At 40.8% G+C, this 16586-nt stretch carries 18 protein-coding genes; all 18 read right to left on the bottom strand.

Going from position 1 to position 16586, the window contains the following annotated elements:
* Nucleotides 1–16: 16 nt before the first annotated feature.
* Nucleotides 17–1117, bottom strand: coding sequence for a histidinol-phosphate transaminase (gene hisC, locus QUF73_25120; GenBank protein MDM5229397.1), 1101 nt, complete (start codon nucleotides 1115–1117; stop codon nucleotides 17–19).
* An 87-nt stretch (nucleotides 1118–1204) separates the two neighbouring features.
* Nucleotides 1205–1579: a chorismate mutase gene (aroH, locus tag QUF73_25115; protein MDM5229396.1), complete on the bottom strand. Its 375-nt coding sequence runs from the start codon at nucleotides 1577–1579 to the stop codon at nucleotides 1205–1207.
* Between the two features lie 69 nt (nucleotides 1580–1648).
* Nucleotides 1649–2725: a 3-dehydroquinate synthase gene (gene aroB, locus QUF73_25110; GenBank protein ID MDM5229395.1), complete on the bottom strand. Its 1077-nt coding sequence runs from the start codon at nucleotides 2723–2725 to the stop codon at nucleotides 1649–1651.
* Nucleotides 2725–3897 (bottom strand): chorismate synthase, encoded by a 1173-nt coding sequence (aroC, locus tag QUF73_25105; protein MDM5229394.1) that lies wholly within the window; start codon nucleotides 3895–3897, stop codon nucleotides 2725–2727. The genes aroB and aroC overlap by 1 nt, the downstream gene beginning before the upstream one ends.
* A 209-nt stretch (nucleotides 3898–4106) precedes the next feature.
* Nucleotides 4107–4880: a protein-glutamate O-methyltransferase CheR gene (locus QUF73_25100; GenBank protein ID MDM5229393.1), complete on the bottom strand. Its 774-nt coding sequence runs from the start codon at nucleotides 4878–4880 to the stop codon at nucleotides 4107–4109.
* Nucleotides 4881–5003: 123 nt separating this feature from the next.
* A complete protein-coding gene (gene ndk, locus QUF73_25095) occupies nucleotides 5004–5450 on the bottom strand; it encodes a nucleoside-diphosphate kinase (GenBank protein ID MDM5229392.1) in 447 nt (148 codons plus the stop codon).
* Between the two features lie 169 nt (nucleotides 5451–5619).
* Nucleotides 5620–6582: a heptaprenyl diphosphate synthase component II gene (gene hepT, locus QUF73_25090; GenBank protein ID MDM5229391.1), complete on the bottom strand. Its 963-nt coding sequence runs from the start codon at nucleotides 6580–6582 to the stop codon at nucleotides 5620–5622.
* Nucleotides 6583–6664: 82 nt separating this feature from the next.
* Nucleotides 6665–7366 carry a demethylmenaquinone methyltransferase gene (gene menG / locus QUF73_25085; protein MDM5229390.1) on the bottom strand — a complete coding sequence of 234 codons (702 nt, stop codon included), beginning with the start codon at nucleotides 7364–7366 and terminating at the stop codon, nucleotides 6665–6667.
* Nucleotides 7367–7369: 3 nt separating this feature from the next.
* Entirely contained in the window at nucleotides 7370–8179 is an 810-nt protein-coding gene (locus tag QUF73_25080) for a heptaprenyl diphosphate synthase component 1 (GenBank protein MDM5229389.1), read from the bottom strand.
* A gap of 283 nt (nucleotides 8180–8462) precedes the next feature.
* On the bottom strand, nucleotides 8463–8699 hold the full coding sequence (gene mtrB / locus QUF73_25075) for a trp RNA-binding attenuation protein MtrB (GenBank protein ID MDM5229388.1): 237 nt from the start codon (nucleotides 8697–8699) through the stop codon (nucleotides 8463–8465).
* A 124-nt stretch (nucleotides 8700–8823) separates the two neighbouring features.
* Complete coding sequence (folE, locus tag QUF73_25070; protein MDM5229387.1) at nucleotides 8824–9390, bottom strand: GTP cyclohydrolase I FolE; 567 nt, start codon at nucleotides 9388–9390, stop codon at nucleotides 8824–8826.
* Between the two features lie 217 nt (nucleotides 9391–9607).
* Nucleotides 9608–9880 (bottom strand): non-specific DNA-binding protein Hbs, encoded by a 273-nt coding sequence (hbs, locus tag QUF73_25065; GenBank protein MDM5229386.1) that lies wholly within the window; start codon nucleotides 9878–9880, stop codon nucleotides 9608–9610.
* 393 nt (nucleotides 9881–10273) lie between these two features.
* Nucleotides 10274–11752, bottom strand: a complete 1479-nt coding sequence (gene spoIVA, locus QUF73_25060) for a stage IV sporulation protein A (protein MDM5229385.1) — start codon at nucleotides 11750–11752, stop codon at nucleotides 10274–10276.
* Between the two features lie 350 nt (nucleotides 11753–12102).
* Entirely contained in the window at nucleotides 12103–12816 is a 714-nt protein-coding gene (locus QUF73_25055; GenBank protein ID MDM5229384.1) for a hypothetical protein, read from the bottom strand.
* Between the two features lie 25 nt (nucleotides 12817–12841).
* Nucleotides 12842–13045: a DUF2768 domain-containing protein gene (locus QUF73_25050; protein ID MDM5229383.1), complete on the bottom strand. Its 204-nt coding sequence runs from the start codon at nucleotides 13043–13045 to the stop codon at nucleotides 12842–12844.
* Between the two features lie 244 nt (nucleotides 13046–13289).
* Nucleotides 13290–14351, bottom strand: coding sequence for an NAD(P)H-dependent glycerol-3-phosphate dehydrogenase (locus QUF73_25045; protein MDM5229382.1), 1062 nt, complete (start codon nucleotides 14349–14351; stop codon nucleotides 13290–13292).
* A gap of 95 nt (nucleotides 14352–14446) precedes the next feature.
* Entirely contained in the window at nucleotides 14447–15757 is a 1311-nt protein-coding gene (der, locus tag QUF73_25040) for a ribosome biogenesis GTPase Der (GenBank protein ID MDM5229381.1), read from the bottom strand.
* A 642-nt stretch (nucleotides 15758–16399) separates the two neighbouring features.
* Nucleotides 16400–16585, bottom strand: a complete 186-nt coding sequence (locus QUF73_25035) for a hypothetical protein (protein ID MDM5229380.1) — start codon at nucleotides 16583–16585, stop codon at nucleotides 16400–16402.
* Nucleotide 16586: the final 1 nt, after the last annotated feature.

Here is a 16586-nt window from a genome sequence, read left to right as displayed (position 1 = left end):
AGAGCTCCAATATTGCCTACAATGCTGCAGCCTGCTTTGCAAGGTATTGATCCATCGCGGCAAGCACACCATCATTCTGTTCCTTGGAACCTACTGTGACACGGACATATCCCTGGAAGCCAAGTGCTTCGCCGGAACGGACGATATACCCTTTTTCAAGTAAAAATTGAAACACTTCATTTGAATCGGCGTTAAAGTTGATTAAAATGAAATTTCCCTGTGAAGGGTAGTATTCCAGTCCATGTGCTTCACAGAAAGCATAGAATTGTTCCAGCCCTTCCCGATTTTTCTGTCTGCACTCTTCGATAAAATTCTGATCTCCAATGGCTGCAGCAGCTGCAGCCTGAGCAAACTTGTTTACATTGAATGGCTCCCTAACCGGCTCAAGAGCTTTGATAGTTTGAGGATCTGCAATTCCATAGCCTACCCTAAGGCTTGCTAAGCCATAAATTTTCGAAAATGTACGCAGGACAATCAAATTTTCGAATTTCCGGATCAAATCCAATGCATTGTAGTAATCCTCAGCAATAACATATTCATAATAAGCTTCATCAAGGACAACCAATACATCACGAGGCACCTTTTGCAGGAAGGAAAGCAATGAAGATTCATTAACATAGTTCCCTGTCGGATTGTTTGGACTGCAAACCCACACTACAGCTGTATTTTCATCGATAGCAGCCAGCATTCCATCAAGATCATGACCCCCATCAACTAATGGAATTTCTCTGATTTCGGCACCTTCTACTACAGCATTATGCCTATATTGAGGGAATGTTGGCGCAGCCATAACAGTATTTGTTTCTGGACTTAATAAAGCTCTGGAAATCATTTGAATAATTTCATCCGATCCGTTGCCAAAAATCAGCTGATCTTCCTGTATGCTTAGGTGTCCAGCCAGAGCCGTCCGCAGTTCAGAAGCATAACCATCAGGATACAGCGCAAAAAATGATGGTGACTGATTCATAGTAAAAAGAACTTTTTCAGAGCACCCAAACGGATTTTCATTTGAAGCAAGCTTAACTATCTTATCCAGACCGTATTCCTTTTTTACTTGATCAATTGATTTTCCCGGCTGGTAAGGAGTTAAATTCAACAGCTGTTCCTTCCATTTCATTCAAATCCACCTCTTTTTCATCACTTTTACTTATTATCGTATTAAAGTATTATTTGATCTGCTCCTATATTATCATAAAACTCTCCATTAAGGAGAGTCTGTGGTCTTTAGATCTGGCCGAAGCTGGATGGCTTCACGCAAATATATATGGCAGATATTCTGCTGAGGGGCATCTATATTCACATGCATCATTACCCTAATACAATTCCGAAGTGACCCTTCAACAGGTATTTCCCTCATGCACATGACAGGAACATAAGTCCAGCCCTCTATTGAACGCATTGCCTTTGCGGGAAAGGCTGCTGTTAATTCTTCCGTAACGGATATAAATACAGAAGCAACATCCTCAGATTTAATCTTATTCTCCTGAATCATTTGTCTGATCAGCAGCTCAGTTGCTTCTAATATCTCAGATTCACTATTCTTATCTACGGTGACGGCTCCCCTCACCCCTCGAATCACTTGCAGCACCTCCCAAAGCTGATTCACCAGCCTTTTCTTTTTATCTCTTAGTAATAAAGTCTGCCTTGTTTATTTTAAAAATATTGCAAGCTCCTGCAGAATCAAGTCATCAGAAACCTGGTGCATAACGGGACTGCCCACTTCTTTTAATAGAACAAATCGGACATTCTGGCCTTCTGATTTTTTATCCTGCTTCATCCGTTCCAGCAGTTTTGAATGTGATAAATCTTCCGGGAGATCGGTTTTGTAGCCAAGCTGATCAAGCCAGCACCGGAATTCGTTAACATTAAAACGCAGGTCAAGCATTTTTTTACTTAATTGGAGTGCGAATAGCATCCCTACTGCGACAGATTCTCCATGTGTCCATTCTCCATAGCCTTTTTCTGCTTCGATTGCATGACCCAAGGTATGGCCGAAATTCAAGAATGCACGAACACCATCTTCCTTTTCATCCTCAGCAACGATCCTGCCTTTGATTTCTATCCCCTTTGTAAGCATCCCGCTTAAATCATCAGAAGGAAGGTCATCGAGCGAGCGGATGTTGTTTTTAAGACTCAAATAAAAGTTCATATCATGTATCAAGCTATGCTTTATTACTTCTGCAAACCCTGAGCGCCTCTCTTTTTGAGGAAGGGAGTCAAGAAAATTTAAGTCATAAAATACGGCTTGAGGCTGATAAAAAGACCCCACCATATTTTTTCCTGAAGGATGGTTAATGGCAACTTTCCCCCCAACGGCACTATCATGCGCCAATATGGTAGTAGGAATCTGAATGAAGGGTATCCCCCTCATAAATGTGGCTGCCACGAAACCTCCCAAATCTCCGACAGCTCCCCCTCCAAACGCCAGAATAAGAGATTTTCGGTCAAGCTTATGTTCTAAAGCAAATGACAAGCATTGATAGTAAACTTCAAATGTTTTGGCTTTCTCCCCGCTAGGCACTGTGCAGACTTTTGCCTCTATATCCTTAAGTGCTGCTTTTAGCGCAGGCAGATGTATGTCCCTGACCGTTTCATCTGTAATTATCATTAAATTCGTCATGGCCGGAAAAGTATCTTTAATATATGATCCCAATGCCTCAATTGCTCCAGCCCCTATATAGACGGGATAGGTCCTGCCGGGTGTTTTGATTGAAATACGATTCATTAAAACTCCCTCGCAAATTTTCTTTGCTGTTCAACCGAAGCTTTTAATGCTTCAAACCGGTCAGAATAAAATTGATCCACAATGGCTGAAGCCAGTTCCCAGGCAATTACATTTTCTGCAACGACTGCAGCTGCCGGTACTGCACAGCTGTCAGAACGCTCTATGCTTGCTGAGAAAGGTTCCTTTGTTTCAATGTCGACACTCTTAAGGGGCTTATAGAGGGTTGGAATTGGTTTCATCACTCCTCTGACGATGATAGGCATACCCGTTGTCATGCCACCTTCTAAACCGCCAAGCCGGTTCGTTTTCCGATAATAGCCTTTTTCAGGATCCCATGCAATTTCATCATGAACTTCACTTCCAGGCTTCCTTGCAGCCTCAAAACCAATGCCAAACTCAACACCTTTAAAAGCATTAATGCTCACCATTGCACCTGCTAGCTTCGAATCGAGCTTACGGTCATAGTGTACATAACTTCCAACTCCCGGAGGCATGCCTTCAACAATAACCTCCACTATTCCGCCAATGGAATCGCCATTTTCTTTCGCGGAATCAATGGCATCCATCATTTTTTGGCCGGCATCCGGATCCAGACAGCGAACAGGCGAATCTTCTGTGATTTCTTTTAACTCCTTTAGTGAAGAATACTCTCTCTTGCCTGAAACAACCCCGCCAATTTCAATAACATGTGCTGCAACTTCTATCCCTAATTCAGAGAGGAGCTTTTTCGCAGCCGCACCGGCTGCCACCCTCACGGTGGTTTCCCTGGCTGAAGATCGCTCCAACACATTCCTCATATCCCTGTGCCCATATTTAAGGGCTCCATTTAAGTCAGCATGGCCTGGACGGGGACGTGATATTTTTCTCTTCACTTCACCCTCATCCTCAGGATTAAGAGGGTCCTGACCCATAATTTTTGTCCAATGCTTCCAATCATTATTCTCAACAACAAGTGCCACCGGCGATCCCAATGTATATCCATGTCTGATCCCCGCTGTTATTTGAACTGTATCCTTTTCAATTTGCATCCTTCTGCCTCTGCCATAGCCTTTCTGGCGTCTGGCAAGCTCTTCATTTATATCTGAATCAATCAGCGGCATTCCTGCAGGCAGCCCTTCTATTATAGTGGTCAGCTGCGGTCCGTGAGATTCACCAGATGTAAGATATCTCAAAACTCTTTCCCCCTTCAACTCATTAAAGGATTATGTATCAATATAACATAATGCTAAATATAAGAATAGATAAAATTGAAAATTCCTATAATATTTTATTTCTTCTTATGAATGGAGCCATTTTAACACGAATAGATATCTACTACAAAACGGAAAATAACAAAAGAAAAGAGAATGGCAGAAAACCATCCTCCATGCTGTTACTATTTTTATTCTTTTCTATAAAAGAAGGTTTCAGCAGATTCCAGGTGATAGCGGCCAGAGTTAAAAATCTGTTCAGTGCTCCCAACAAAGAATATGCCATCTTTTCTTAATGCGCTGCTGAATTTGTGATAAAGCAGATCCTTAGCTTCCTCTGTAAAATAAATGAGAACGTTCCTGCATACAATTAAATCAAACGGTCCGCCAAAATCGTCTGCAAGAAGATTTTGCTTTTTAAAAATTACCGTCTTTTTTATATCCTCGGATACTTTATAGTAACTTCCTTCACGCCCAAAGAACTTCTGTCTCATCGTTTCAGGAACTTCATTAAGCGAACGTTCAGGGTATACACCCATCCGGGCCCTCGCCAGGGCATTTTCATCAATATCTGTTGCTGTAATCTTTATTTGGGATATTGGCAGCAATTTTGATAAAATCATGGCAATTGTATAAGGCTCTTCACCAGTGGAGCATGCTGCGCTCCAGATTTTCAGATTCCTATTCTGCTTTAATAGCCCCGGCATGATTTTTTTTTCGAGCACCTCCCACCTCTGCGCATTACGGTAAAATTCAGAAACATTTATCGTCATCCTGTCCAAAAAATCATTCAGGAGTTCCCTATCCTTGACTATGCCATTAAAAAAATCTCCAAATGAATTAAAGCCTTTTTTCTCATACAATGATATGAGCCTTCTTTTCATTTGTGCTTCTTTGTACAGAGAAAGATCGATTCCTGTTTTTCTTTTTATATTTAGAATAAAATCCTGATAATCGTTAGCCATTCCTTTTCCCCTCTGGTAATAATTGGTGAGCTTTTTGTCTTCTATTCTCCATGCCAGCACAGCTGTCAAAATGAATTCGGTTACAAAAAAAGCACTTGTCAGGGACAAGTACTTTTTTGAATATTAGTTAATCCATTCATTCATTAGTTTTTTGTATTCCACTTTTTCTTCCTCTTTGAAGAAAAGGCCGATTTCACGTTCTGCACTTGCCGGTGAATCTGATCCATGGATTACATTTTTTCCAACTGTAATGCCGAAATCTCCGCGGATTGTTCCAGGAGCAGCATCTTTAGGATTTGTTGAACCCATCATCTGACGAGCTGTAGCGATAACATTTTCACCTTCCCAAACCATTGCGAATACTGGTCCGGACGTAATAAAGTCAACAAGTTCTCCGAAGAATGGACGCTCTTTGTGCTCTCCATAATGCTCTTCAGCAAGTTCCTGGCTAATGCTCATTAGCTTGCCGCCTATAAGCTGAAAGCCTTTCTTTTCGAAACGGGAAACGATTTCCCCGATTAGATTGCGCTGTACTCCGTCTGGTTTAACCATTAAAAATGTTCTTTCCATTGAATTCCACTCCTAAAACTTATGTATAGTGATTTATGTTAATCCACGAAAATATTAACATTGTTTTGAAAATTTAGCAACAGAAATTTGAAAGCGCTTTTAATTTAAAATTTCCTCATAAACATAAATTACCGGCACCCGGAAGAGTGCTGGCAATTTATTGTGAGGATTAAAATTTTCTTTTGCCTATAAATTTTGCAATATCCCGCAAAGCTTTCTTTGACCTGGAAGGAGGCAGCTCTTCAAGAACCCCCAAAGCTTTTTGCAGATATTTATCACTAATTTGCAGAGATTTTTCAATTGCACCGGAGTCTTTGACCAAGGCAATTATTTTCTCTATATCACTTCGTTCAGTTCCTTCGTGGACTCTGCTGATCTGATCACAGATGATGCTGTCCTCCATTGCAAATAAAGCAGGGAGTGTAATGTTACCCTGATGGAGATCTCCTCCTGCCGGCTTGCCAAGCTCTTTTTCTGTACCGACAAAATCCAGGACATCGTCAATAATTTGATAGGACATTCCCACAAAATAGCCGAATTTAAAAAGCTTTTTATGTATATCTTCATCTACATTAGCCGCAATGCTGCCAAGCTGACAGCTAACGGCAATAAGCATGGCTGTTTTCCTTTTAATTCTCCGGAAATATGTCCTAATATTCTGGTCATAATTATACTTATCTTTAATTTGCTCAATTTCACCTATGCACAGTTCCACAAGTGTATGAGATAGAATTTTGTGAGCATGCGGACTTTCCACATTGGTTATTAACTCCAAGGCACGCGCAAAAATATAATCACCAGTATACATGGCAATCTTATTATCCCATTTTGCTTTAATGGTAGGCTGACCACGGCGCAATTCTGCATCATCAATAACATCATCATGGACAAGCGACGCCATATGGATAAGCTCCAGTGATACCGCTACGTTTTTAATTTTATTAATATCGTACTCTCCGAACTTCGCAGCAAGCAAAACGAAAACTGGGCGGATTCTTTTCCCCCCGGCCTGCAGCAGATGCAGGGAAGCCTGATGCAATAGAGGAGACTCAGCTTTAATCGTCTCCTCAAGCTCGTTCTCTATAACAGTTAAATCTGAATTTAAAAATGAATACATCATTTTCAATTTCATTTGCTTACTCACCCAGCTTATCGATCCCGTCTGATCTATTCTCTATCATTCGATGAGAAACATACAGAACAAGTTATTATTTTTATTTCGTTCCAATGTGTACTGCAGCCACACCGCCGCTATAAGGCTTAAATGTGACATTCTTAAAGCCTGCTTCCTCAAACATTCCTTCAAGTTCTTTCATCCCAGGAAAGTCTCTGGCTGATTCCTGCAGCCAGGAATATTCATTAAAGCTTTTGGCAAAAAGCTTGCCAAACATAGGCATGATAAAACGGAAGTAGAAATAATAAGCCTGCTTGTATCCGAACAGAGTTGGCTGAGAAGTCTCCAGACACACTGCTATACCGCCAGGCTTTGCAACACGGTGCATTTCTTTTAATACCTGCAGATAATCCGGAACATTGCGCAAACCAAAACCGATTGTAACATAATCGAAGGAATTGTCCGCAAAAGGAAGCTCCATTGCATTTCCATGCACAAGCTCCACTTGCTTCAGTTTCCGATCCTTAATTTTTCCCTCGCCGATTTTCAGCATATTTTTACTGAAATCCAAACCTATTACTTTACCGCTTTCTCCTACGGCTTCAGCAAGGGCTATGGACCAATCGGCTGTACCGCAGCATACATCAAGAGCTTTTGAACCCTTTTGAACATTCATCTTTTTCATTGTATCTTTGCGCCATCTTAAGTGCTGCTGAAAGCTGATGACTGAATTCATTTTATCGTAGTTGCCATAAATCTTTTCAAATACGCTATGAACACGTTCTTCTTTTGATTGCTGCATATTTTATCCTTCTTCCACAAAAGTTTTAGCCACAGACTGACTATTATTGAAAATGCTGTGAATACGCTGCTCTAATAATTCATTTGCAAGAGGAAATTTCCTCAGGGATTGATCAACCAAATTCCTTGAAAAATCAATATATCTGTCACAAATGAGAATCAGATATCTCCGCTGCTCCGCAGACATGTCTTTCACTTTTGGGAAAGTCAGCTTTTTAAGGGCTTCAAAAACAACTGAGGTGCCTTCCTTTATGAACTGCTGCTTCTCTGCAATCAGGCGCTTGATGAATAAAAGATTGGATATTACCTCTTTCCAAGCTGCCTTGCTGAATGCATCAGCCAGTTTTTCAAAAAGTGACGCCTCAACTTTTTTGACTGAATTCATCAGGCTGTCAACTGCATCAGGAGACTTCTGATATAGAGAAATTTTATGCTCATTCACATCTTTTATCCCATCTGCGAAGGCCCTGATCATTCGGATATCATCAAAAGCTGCGAGAATCTTGTAATATAAACCGCTGTAATAAACACCTGCAAGTACAGTAAGCTGTCTATGTTTAAGACCTTTGTCTTCAGATTCATCGTTCTTAACAAGTTCATGGGTATCAAGGGCGATTTGGATAAGCATTGCAGTTACTGCATATTTTTCTGCTTTTGAGTCGGGTATTTCCACATCATCCAGGAAAGAGATTAGAAGCAGAAGCTTGTCTTCATCAATAACAGGAGAATCAATATACCTGAGCAGATAAGGGTGGTTAACTTTTTTCTCAATCTGTTCTTTAACATCTGCTAATTTAATCTTCACATCATGCATGCCATCACCCTTGTTTCCCCTTAGTTTTCTTTTTTCATAGCCGCGATTTCTCCATGTGAATACTGCGACAAAGAGATCGGGCACATATTGTCCTTATACATCTTATCTATTTTTAGCCAATTCATTGATTACTATTAAATGAAAACAGGCAAAAAAAAGCCTTTTCCCCGGTATCTTGTATTCAAGAGAAATAATCAAGCAGAGACAATTATATCATAAATTACAGGAACATGTCAGGACATTCTCTTGTGAAAATATCCTATCCTTCTATTCAAAGGGAAAGCTATTTTTTAGCCTCACTTTCAAGTTCCCCGTAGCTTGTCATTATTCTTGCATTCCCCCGGATCTTAATCGCAGAAGTATGCTCTGTAAATTGTGCAATCATTACCTCTCCCTGGTCAAGTTTTTCTGAATGGTGGAATCTTGTATCAGAGCCTCTTGTTAACCCTATGACATTAACACCGTCTTCTTTGGCTTTTATCACAATATAATCATTTCCTGATGGACTTTTCTTTTCCATTCATACCATCCTTTGCTTAATATTGTTCATTTTGATAATTACTTACAAAAAAAGGCTAAAAGTTTTATCTTTCAGCCTTTGACCAATTTATAGCCTGAACTCACCATTAACAGAGCTCTAATTTTTATTGTTTAATCAGCGAAAGGACTTCAGCCCGTGCTCTTGCATCCTCTGCAAACACGCCTCTTACTGCTGATGTCACCGTTTTTGAACCAGGTTTTTTAACACCGCGCATTGTCATGCACATATGTTCCGCTTCTACAATGACCATTACACCATGGGGCTCAAGCTTTTCCAGGATAGAATTTGCTACAGTAGATGTAATGCGTTCCTGAAGCTGAGGACGCTTTGCAACTGCCTCTACCGCTCTGGCAAGTTTGCTTAACCCTGTAACTCTGCCGCCCCTCGGGATGTAAGCTACATGAGCAACACCAAAAAAAGGCACAAGGTGATGTTCACACATAGAGTAAAATGGAATATCTTTAACTAAAACAAGTTCTTCATGATCTTCTCCAAATACTGTTTCAAAGTATTCTTTAGGATCCTGGTTAAGCCCCATAAAAACTTCTTCATACATTTTTGCGACTCGCTTTGGCGTATCCATAAGTCCTTCACGATTCGGGTCTTCACCGATTGCCTCTAATATTAAACGCACCGCATCTTCTATCTGGGCACGATTTACTTCTGCCATAATTATGCCTCCTATGTATTAACACTGTGGTAATAATATGTTCATATTAGCATAACCCTTTCATTCAGGCAAAACGAAACTTCCGTGTTTTTCACTAATATAAATAAACAGCTCTTTCCCCTGGGGTCAGCGCGATTTCAGATCGGATAAAAAAGAAAAAACCGCGAATATTCGCGGTTTTTAGCTCAAGCATAAGCTTTAAGCACTTGTATGTAGATTATTTAACTGCATCTTTAAGCGCTTTACCTGGTTTGAAAGCAGGAACTTTGCTTGCAGCGATTTCGATTTCTTCGCCAGTTTGCGGGTTGCGTCCTTTACGGGCAGCACGCTCGCGAACTTCAAAGTTTCCGAAACCGATTAGTTGTACCTTATCACCATTTTTCAAAGCATCAAGGATTGTATCGAAAACAGCATCAACTGCTTTAGTCGCGTCTTTTTTAGAAAGTTCGCCAGCTTCAGCAACTGCGTTAATTAGTTCTGTTTTGTTCATGCCTTTCACCTCCTCCCAAATATGGATAAAACCCAGTAAAATAAGATTCCTTACATACATTTGTAAACAAAATTACTGAATTCTATACGTTATGGCGTTTTTTTGTTTAACAAGCCCTATAATAAATGATAAATTGAAATTTTTCAATCCAAAAATCATTATAAACCCTTTAAATATAAGGGTTTCGGCCGCCATAACGGTAATTCTGTTAAAAGATTATCACAATCAAATGCTGTTATCAAGAATATTTCATGATTTAATGGGAATCTTTTCTTCTTTGCAACATATTTGTAATAAGTTGACCTGTTTTTATTACCCTAATGGAGCGTTTTAAAACACTATTATGGATACCGCAGGGTAAAAAATAAAAAAAGACTCCAAAAGGAGCCTTCATTAAAGAATTATCGCAATTAATCCGCCAGAGCCTTCGTTGATGATTCTTTCTAATGTTTCTTTCAATTTGTATCTTGCATTTTCAGGCATTAGGGAGAGTTTGGCCTGAATTCCTTCTCTTACGATGGAGCTTAGGCTGCGTCCAAAGATGTCGGAATTCCAGATTGAAAGCGGATCGTCTTCAAAGTCCTGCATCAGGTAGCGGACCAGTTCTTCACTTTGCTTTTCTGTTCCGATGATAGGTGAGAATTCAGATTCCACATCTACTTTAATCATATGAATGGATGGAGCAACGGCTTTTAGTCTTACACCAAAACGAGATCCATGGCGTGTAATCTCCGGTTCATCGAGGCTCATATCAGCAAGCGAAGGAGCAGCAATGCCGTATCCGGTTTGCTTCACCATTCTCAGCGCATCGGAAATTTGGTCATACTCTGCTTTAGCATGGGCAAATTCCTGCATGAGCTCGAGCAAGTGGTCTTTTCCGCGGATTTCAACACCCACTATCTCTTTAAGGACCTCATCATAAAGATCGTCTGGCGCATATAAGTCAATTTCGGCTACTCCCTGCCCCATTTCAATTCCTGCAAGGCCTGCCCGGTCAATGAATTCAAAGTCGCTGAATTGATGGACCACACGGTCGACATCTCTTAGCCTCTTTATATCCTTAACCGTTTCTTTAACAGCTTCCTGATAGCTTTCACGAAGCCAGTGATCTTCATGCAGCACCATTACCCAGCTCGGAAGATTTACATTGACTTCCAGTACCGGGAACTCATAAAGAGCTTCACGCATAACGTTTAGTACATCTGATTCCCTCATGCCCTCAACACTCATGGCCAGGACAGGGATATCGTATTTTTCAGCGAGATCATTTCTCAGTGCATCCGTATTTGGGTGGTGAGGCTGGACACTGTTAATGATCATGATAAATGGCTTGCCAACTTCTTTTAACTCCGCAATAACCCTTTCTTCGGCTTCCAGGTAATTCGCCCGCGGGATTTCTCCAATTGTTCCGTCAGTTGTAATCACCACTCCGATAGTTGAATGCTCCTGAATCACCTTTCTTGTTCCTATTTCAGCAGCTTCATGAAAAGGAATCGGCTCTTCATACCAAGGTGTATTGATCATTCTAGGGCCGTTTTCGTCTTCATAGCCTTTCGCCCCCGGTACTGTATATCCCACACAGTCCACGAGCCTGATATTTACATTCAGCCCTTCTGCAACATGTACTGTAGCAGCCTGGTTAGGGACAAATTTCGGTTCCGTTGTCATAATTGTCTTGCCGGCAGCACTTTGAGGAAGCTCATCCTGAGTGCGGGCACGTTCTGCTTCGTTCTCCATATTTGGCAGTACAACTAGTTCCATAAACTTTTTTATAAATGTAGATTTGCCTGTGCGAACTGCACCAACTACTCCAAAATATATATCGCCGCCAGTTCTTTCGGCAATATCTTTAAAAATATCAACCTTTTCCAAGTGATCCCCTCCTGAAATCTTGAGTTAATGGGATAATATTATCCTATCTATTATGTTTGGACATTATATGTGTATGATGTTGTCCTACATTGTTATGACAGTTTTTTAAAATTTTTACCCCCTATCAGGAATGTACATTGCACCTGCCAGCCCAGCTGGAAATCTCCAATCCTATGACAGTATGAAATGGACAGCTGGCCATTCCAAAATTCCTTTTTTATTTACTATCTCCCCTTACTTCTTTATTTCTTTGCCTTTATGCTTATAGTCAATAGTTGAAGAGTGGTTATAAAAATATATAAAAAAATAACCCTTCTCCTACAATATATTTTGCAGGAGAAGGGTTATGACTATTTCACCAAAAAGATTGGATCATTCGTGCCTGGATCAATTGTATAAGGCAGAGAATAGGCGGGAACAAAATCAGAATCCTCCACAAGAAGATCTCTAATATCTTCTCCAGGTTTAGGCTTGTTTTCCTTATTTTCCAATGCCTGATATAAATCAGCCCGATAATCCACATATACCTCTGCATTGCCGGTAACGACATACGGGAGGCTCTGGCCGCTGTATGGACTGAGGGCTTTAGGTTCTTCCTTAAACCCTAACTTTTTGAAATCCATTGTAAAGACATTTTCAGCAATCTGCTCTTTATATGGCGGGAACCCATGAGCCTTAACCCTCAGGTTAATATCTCTAATGGTTTCAGCAATTCTTAAATCAAAAATCTTCACTTTCGGATCTGTTTCAGCATCAACGATCACATATTGAAAAACTCCGCCTGATTCAAAGGCATTCCCAGGCGGCTCTGCCATATATTCCGGGGCAATTTTCTTAAAGTCAATTGGATACTTTTGATAAATAGGGGTTGTCTGATCCTTGGTTTTAATCGGCAGAAGGCCTCCATTTGCTTCCTGATATTGGTCCACTGCCGACTGGACAGACTGGAGCTGATCCTTGTAGGCTATCTGATTTTGCGATAATTTCTCTTCAGGATACATACAGCCCGTCAGAATAAAAGCACCGCTCAACAAAAGCAAAAACATATTAAAAGCTTTTTTCATTTAATCAACCCTTTATGTAAAAGTGCTAGCTGCTTGTCGGACCGCTGAACACGACAATCACTATAATAATCCCGCTTATTATCATTAAAAAGTAGGCAACAATGGCTGTTATAACCTTAAAAACTCCAGCTTTCAGCTTGTAGCGGCTAAGATAAATTAATATTATAGATAAAAACATAAATCCCATTGAAGCAAGGGATATCCACATTTTCATTAAAGCCGGCGACATACAAATCAACTCCCTTTTCCGAAATGTATTATAACATATTAAATGAATAAATCTAAAAGCTTTTCATTACGAAAAAAATTAAGCACAAAAAAACTGAGGCAAAGAAGGGGCAATTCTTTACCTCAGCCATTTGACTAAATAACCCAGCACCCTGTTCATTACACTAGTTTGCTTCGTTGCATTGTATGCAGGAACCTGCTGTCTCGCATCATCTAATGCCTATATTTTTCAATTAATAAACATTTCAGTTCTTTTTACTCCCGCTTTGATCTTCCAAAACGTTCGCAAGATCTTCCATCTCATGTGTTTTTCCTCTTGCCATCAGAAGATCTACAGCATCCTTCGCATTAACATTATTAAAAAGAACATCATACAGGACAGTGGTAATCGGCATTTTTACGTCATATTTTTGAGCCAGCTGATGTGCTGCCTTTGTTGTCCTGACTCCCTCTACCACCATGCCCATATTATCAAGGACTTCCTGCAGATTATGGCCCTTTCCAAGAAGGTTGCCTGCCCGCCAATTGCGTGAATGGACAGAAGTGCATGTAACGATCAAATCACCGATTCCCGCTAATCCGGAGAAAGTAAGCGGGCTTGCCCCCATCTTCATACCGAGACGGGCAATTTCAGCAAGACCTCTGGTTATCAGGGCTGCCTTTGCATTGTCTCCATAACCTAAACCATCTGTAATTCCAGCTGCAAGGGCAATAATATTTTTTAAAGCACCGCCAATTTCCACTCCAATGATATCCGGGTTTGTATATACTCTGAAATTGTTATTGATAAACAAATCCTGAATTTTTTCGGCAGAGTCCATATTTTTTGATGATACCGTAACAGTAGTTGGATGCCGCAGACTAACTTCTTCTGCATGGCTTGGGCCAGAGAGTACCACTACACTATCCAGAAGATTTCCTGGCATTTCTTCTTCAATCATTTCAGAAATCCGGAGAAGTGAATCAGGTTCAATGCCTTTACTTACATGTACAATGGTAAGGGGCTCTTTTCTAATTCCCTTGATCTTGCCGATTACTTCACGAATGGCCTTTGTCGGCACTGCCAAAATCAAAGTGTCTGTTCCGGTTAAAGCCTCTTCAAGCGAAGTGTATCCTCTTATTCCTTCAGGCAGATGTATCCCTGATAAATATTTTTGATTCATATGCTGCTTATTGATTTCCTCTATTTGATCAGGATTGTGGCCCCACAGTCTGACGTCATGCCCATTATCCGCAAGCACCATAGCCAGGGCAGTCCCCCAGCTGCCGGCACCTGCTACAGCTACACTTTCTTTTTTCCGCTCCATTTGATCACTGCCTTTTAATGTATTTGGATGCATCAAAAATTCATCCGATTTTCCCTGCCAGACAACAATAAAGCTTTCTGGCTGGCGTCATCGCATTATTTTCTTTCCCTTGCAAATATCTTAATAGGTGTGCCTTCAAAACCAAAAGCGTCTCTAATTCTGTTTTCCAGGAAACGTTCATATGAAAAATGAAGAAGTTCAGGATCATTAACAAACACAACAAATGTCGGCGGCTTCACAGCAACCTGTGTTGTATAATAAATTCTTAGGCGTCTTCCTTTATCCGTAGGTGTCGGATTCATCGCAACAGCATCCATGACGACATCATTAAGGACGCTTGTTTCAACACGCAGAGCATGGTTTTCACTGGCTGTGTTAATCATTGGAATTAGGGTATGAATACGCTTTTTCGTTTTAGCAGAAAGGAAAACAACTGGTGCATAATCAAGGAATTGAAAATGCTCACGGATATTTTGTTCAAAAGCCTTCATCGTTCTCTCATCTTTTTCAACAGCATCCCACTTATTGACAACAATAACAACAGCTCTGCCTGCTTCATGAGCATAACCGGCAATGCGCTTGTCCTGCTCGATGATTCCTTCTTCTCCATCGATGACAACTAAGACAACATCTGAGCGTTCGATAGCCCGCAAAGCTCTCAGTACACTGTATTTTTCTGTTGTTTCATAGACTTTCCCTTTTTTTCGCATTCCTGCAGTATCGATGATGACATATTCCTGTCCGTCAACTTTCACCTTTGAGTCGATAGCATCTCTTGTGGTGCCTGCTATATTGCTGACAATGACCCGTTCTTCGCCAAGCATTGCGTTTACAAGGGAGGACTTCCCGACATTTGGGCGCCCAATTAATGAAAACTTAATGACATCTTCTCCATATTCAGTTTGGCCATGTTTCGGGAAATGCTTGGCTGCTTCATCAAGCAAGTCTCCAAGACCAAGCCCATGAGAACCTGAAATAGGAAATGGTTCACCAAAGCCAAGAGCATAAAAGTCATAAATTAAATCCCGCATCTCAGGGTTATCGATTTTATTTACCCCAAGTACTACAGGCTTTTTGGCTTTATATAAAATTTTGGCAACTTCCTCGTCTGCAGAGGTAACACCCTCTCGCCCGTTTACAAGAAAAATGATGACATCTGCTTCATCTATCGCAATTTCTGCCTGAAGGCGAATTTGCTCTAAAAATGGCTCGTCTCCAATATCAATTCCGCCTGTGTCAATAATATTAAAATCATGAGTCAGCCATTCTGCTGAACTATATATCCTGTCCCTTGTCACTCCCGGAATATCTTCGACAATGGATATCCGTTCTCCTACAATTCTGTTAAATATCGTTGATTTTCCAACGTTAGGACGCCCGACAATAGCCACCACTGGTTTTGCCATGAACATCACCCTTTCAATTCTTTATTCTTAAATTGTTTAAACATCCCATCTATGTTTCAGAAATGCCTTTACCTTAAGTAAGCATACAGATGGCTGTCCACAATAACACTACATTGATGTTAAAACCATCCAAAAGCTGTACATTTATAAAATAAACCCTTCTCAAAGATAGAAGGGTCTAACTTAGATATTTTAACAAAGAGAAACCTTCCTAGCAATAGGAAAAGCGGAAGGCGCCCGCTTAATGAAGGCACGCAGACTAAAAACGCCACGTCCTGTGGCAACGTCTGCATGACCCACATCCTCCCAAAAGCTGTCGCTTTCGGTCGTGCGATGTTTATGCTGACGAAGCCTTCCTTGTCCTGTGGGCCTCAAGCATAAGACGAGCCGGCTGAAAGGTTGCTCTTTAACCTTTTGGACGGATAGGAAGAAATGTTGAGGCGACTGCCCAGGGACGACAAGCATAAGACGGTCCCTGTAAGAAGGTGGTTTTTCCTTCTGGAAGGGAACGGCTTATGACCTCGAGTCCCTAGGAGCCGAGACTAGACAAGCTTATGACCTCGAGCCGATGGCGCCTGGAGCTAGACAGTTATCGAAGTACAGAGATATAATTTCTGATTTTATAAAAACTTGGAAGCCTCATTAATGCTTAACAATTACATATAGTTCTTCTGTTAAAGCATGGGCTATACCGTCAAGAATAGCTTCAAGATTGGCTGCGATGATTTCCATTTCTTTTTTATCTTCACATTGAAATACGGCGGTTCCTGATGGTACCTTGGATGGATTTGTTGTAATTGCAGCCAGTATGAATTTTTCAAGCACCATA

Source organism: Cytobacillus sp. NJ13 (assembly GCA_030348385.1).
In the GTDB taxonomy this organism is placed as follows: domain Bacteria; phylum Bacillota; class Bacilli; order Bacillales; family Cytobacillaceae; genus Cytobacillus.
This window is presented reverse-complemented; position numbering and strand designations above follow the sequence as displayed.

Coding starts and splice junctions, on each gene's coding strand:
- QUF73_25050 (MDM5229383.1), bottom strand. CDS start 13,045: ATGTCGCCGGCTTTAATGAAAATGTGGATATCCCTTGCTTCAATGGGA.
- der (MDM5229381.1), bottom strand. CDS start 15,757: ATGGCAAAACCAGTGGTGGCTATTGTCGGGCGTCCTAACGTTGGAAAA.
- mtrB (MDM5229388.1), bottom strand. CDS start 8,699: ATGGAAAAGAAAAGTCCATCAGGAAATGATTATATTGTGATAAAAGCC.
- menG (MDM5229390.1), bottom strand. CDS start 7,366: ATGCAGCAATCAAAAGAAGAACGTGTTCATAGCGTATTTGAAAAGATT.
- QUF73_25045 (MDM5229382.1), bottom strand. CDS start 14,351: ATGGAGCGGAAAAAAGAAAGTGTAGCTGTAGCAGGTGCCGGCAGCTGG.
- hbs (MDM5229386.1), bottom strand. CDS start 9,880: ATGAACAAAACAGAACTAATTAACGCAGTTGCTGAAGCTGGCGAACTT.
- QUF73_25035 (MDM5229380.1), bottom strand. CDS start 16,585: ATGGTGCTTGAAAAATTCATACTGGCTGCAATTACAACAAATCCATCC.
- hisC (MDM5229397.1), bottom strand. CDS start 1,117: ATGAAATGGAAGGAACAGCTGTTGAATTTAACTCCTTACCAGCCGGGA.
- QUF73_25055 (MDM5229384.1), bottom strand. CDS start 12,816: ATGAAAAAAGCTTTTAATATGTTTTTGCTTTTGTTGAGCGGTGCTTTT.
- aroB (MDM5229395.1), bottom strand. CDS start 2,725: ATGAATCGTATTTCAATCAAAACACCCGGCAGGACCTATCCCGTCTAT.
- QUF73_25080 (MDM5229389.1), bottom strand. CDS start 8,179: ATGCATGATGTGAAGATTAAATTAGCAGATGTTAAAGAACAGATTGAG.
- QUF73_25100 (MDM5229393.1), bottom strand. CDS start 4,880: ATGGCTAACGATTATCAGGATTTTATTCTAAATATAAAAAGAAAAACA.
- hepT (MDM5229391.1), bottom strand. CDS start 6,582: ATGAAATTGAAAATGATGTATTCATTTTTAAATTCAGATTTAACTGTT.
- folE (MDM5229387.1), bottom strand. CDS start 9,390: ATGGCAGAAGTAAATCGTGCCCAGATAGAAGATGCGGTGCGTTTAATA.
- ndk (MDM5229392.1), bottom strand. CDS start 5,450: ATGGAAAGAACATTTTTAATGGTTAAACCAGACGGAGTACAGCGCAAT.